Genomic DNA, 2,545 nt, shown 5'->3' with positions numbered 1-2,545 from the left:
TGGCGGTGAGGGAGGGATTCGAACCCTCGATACGTTGCCGTATACACACTTTCCAGGCGTGCTCCTTCAGCCACTCGGACACCTCACCAAATTTTTGCTCACTGCTTTATGTGATTGAGCAGCACATTCGCTGGCGGACCATGCCGCGGCGACGGGGCGTAATGTAAGGGATACGATGGCTTTTGGTCAATGCAATTTTTTACTTTTTGCGCTCGTTTGCTCAATATCCGAACCAAGTGACCAAAAATATGCCGTTTCGTATCTCTTTCAATCAATTTACTGCCGCTTCGTGCAAATGTTCACCTTTGAGCGCCTCTTCCAGCGAGCCGTAAAATTCCAGCTTGCCGGGCTGCGGCCGTACCTTGGCACGGGCCAGGGTCTTGAGCGGTTGGAACTGCAACTCGGCCACCCGTAACTCGACACCGGCTTTAGTCATCTGCTTGCCAAAGTGGAGGAAGGCTGACAGGCCGCCCGCATCGAGGATGGAGACCGCCTCCATCTGCAACACCAGCACCTTGTGCCCTTTCACTTGAGCTTCCAGCTCGGCAAAGACCCGTTCGGCCGCTGCGAAGAAGAGCGGGCCGTTGATCTTGTAGAGCAGGCCGTTGTCCGGCACCTCGCGGGCATAGCGTTTGTGCTCGGCCAAATCGTGCAGTTTGGTCATCTTGGCGATTTCGCGCATAAAGAGCAGGGACGCCAGGATCACCCCGAAGGTGATGGCGATGACCATGTCGAAGATAACGGTGAGCGACAGGCAGACCAGCAGCACCAGCACATCGGATTTGGGCGCGCGACGGATCAGCTCCACCACCTTGTGCGCTTCACTCATATTCCAGGCCACGATGAGCAGCAAGGCAGCCATGGCCGAGAGTGGCAACCAGGAGAGCCAGGGGGCCAGCACCAGAATGGCGGCCAGCACCACCAGCGCATGGACGATCCCCGAAATGGGGGACGTAGCGCCGGCACGCACGTTGGCGGCAGAGCGGGCGATGGCGGCGGTAGCAGTAATGCCGCCAAAGAAGGGAGCGAAGATGTTGCCAAGCCCCTGCCCCACCAGTTCGGCGTTGGAGCTGTGTTTGCGACCGGTCATGCCATCGAGCACCACAGCGCAGAGCAGCGACTCGATCGCCCCCAGCATCGCCATGGAGAAGGCGGCAGGCAGCAGCCGCTCAACAGCCGCTAGGTTCCATTCGACCGGCAAGCCATCCGGTCCGGGCAAGGCCCAGGGCATCACCAGAGTTGGTGCGATGGGCGGGATCCCCATCCCTTGGGTGCCGTCGGCCAGGGTATAGCTGAACTTGCTGCCGATGGTGGCCACATCCACCCCGAAGTAATGGAGGCCAAAACCCAGGCCCACCCCGACCAGTACCGCGGGCAGGTGGCCCGGCACCGGCAGACGCAGGCGTGGCCAGAGCAGCAGCACGGCCAGCGTTGCGACCCCCACCAGGGTATCGCCCCACTGCCAACTTGGCAGGGCGGCGGTCAGCGCCTCGACCTTGCCCAGATAGGTTTCCGGCATCTCGGGCACGCTCAGGCCAAAGAAGTCCTTGATCTGCAAGGTGGCGATCACGATGGCGATACCACCGGTAAAGCCCAGCGTCACTGACGGGGGAATGTACTCGATAAGGCGGCCAAGACGGGCCATCCCCATCGCCACCAGAAAAAGGCCTGAGATGAGCGTCGCCATCAACAGACCGCCAACCCCGAACTGCTGGGCGACCGGGTAGAGGATCACTACAAAGGCAGCGGTTGGGCCGGAGATGGAGTAACGGGAGCCACCGGTCACGGCGATCACGATACCGGCGATGATGGCGGTATAGAGACCGTGTTGTGGCGGTACACCGCTGGCGATGGCCAGCGCCATGGCGAGCGGGATGGCGATGATGCCCACCGTCACACCGGCGATAAGATCACGGCCGAAGCGGGCCATGCTGTAGGGTTCATCAATACAGGACTGGCGTAAGGCTATGGCGAGCTTCACGCTATTTAAAGAGGCTTGCTTGTGCATGTATATCGTAATACCAGAAGAGGGAGATAAAGGCCGGAGAGATCCGGCGCCCGATCATCATCAAGGGCCGGCAGGGCTGTCGACGCGGCGATGGTATCCTGCGTAACCTTACTCCAGACGGGCCATTTTTTCGATGGGCAGGATCAATGAAACGCGCGCTCACCCGTTATTTGGCCTATTTGCTACCAAATCGCCGATGTTGATGATTGCGCTGCCCCATTTAGCTGCAAAGTTCACCACTTGAGTCTTATTGGCTTGCCAGCACGTTCGCAATATCATGCTGGCATCATCAGGTTGATACGAACCTAACCAATGCTCCCTGCATCAGTTGGCCAAGGCGATGGCAAGGGACTGATTGTGCTGAAAATAAACCGCAAAGCGCAACTTTTGGGCAAACAGTCCGAAAATCCGGTTTTCGGGAAATTCGCGGGTTGACACCCGCCGCCCTGGTCATTAATATTCGCCCCGTCTTGACGAGACAGGCAATTCCTCCTTAGTTCAGTCGGTAGAACGGCGGACTGTTAATCCGTATGTCAC

1 protein-coding gene and 1 tRNA gene are annotated in these 2,545 nt (G+C 58.8%); both read right to left on the bottom strand.

The window, feature by feature from the left end; all coding sequences use genetic code 11:
* Positions 1 to 88, bottom strand: a tRNA-Ser gene (locus AB5Y92_RS05400).
* Positions 89 to 271: 183 nt separating this feature from the next.
* The gene (dauA, locus tag AB5Y92_RS05395; protein ID WP_368225873.1) at positions 272 to 2,008 is read right to left on the bottom strand and encodes a C4-dicarboxylic acid transporter DauA; all 1,737 of its coding nucleotides are present in this window, start codon (positions 2,006 to 2,008) and stop codon (positions 272 to 274) included.
* Between the last annotated feature and the right edge of the window lie 537 nt (positions 2,009 to 2,545).

Source organism: Aeromonas sp. R1-1 (assembly GCF_040908495.1).
Classification (GTDB): domain Bacteria; phylum Pseudomonadota; class Gammaproteobacteria; order Enterobacterales; family Aeromonadaceae; genus Aeromonas; species Aeromonas veronii.
Note: the sequence above shows the minus strand (reverse complement) of the source record. Positions and strands in the feature narration are given on the sequence as shown.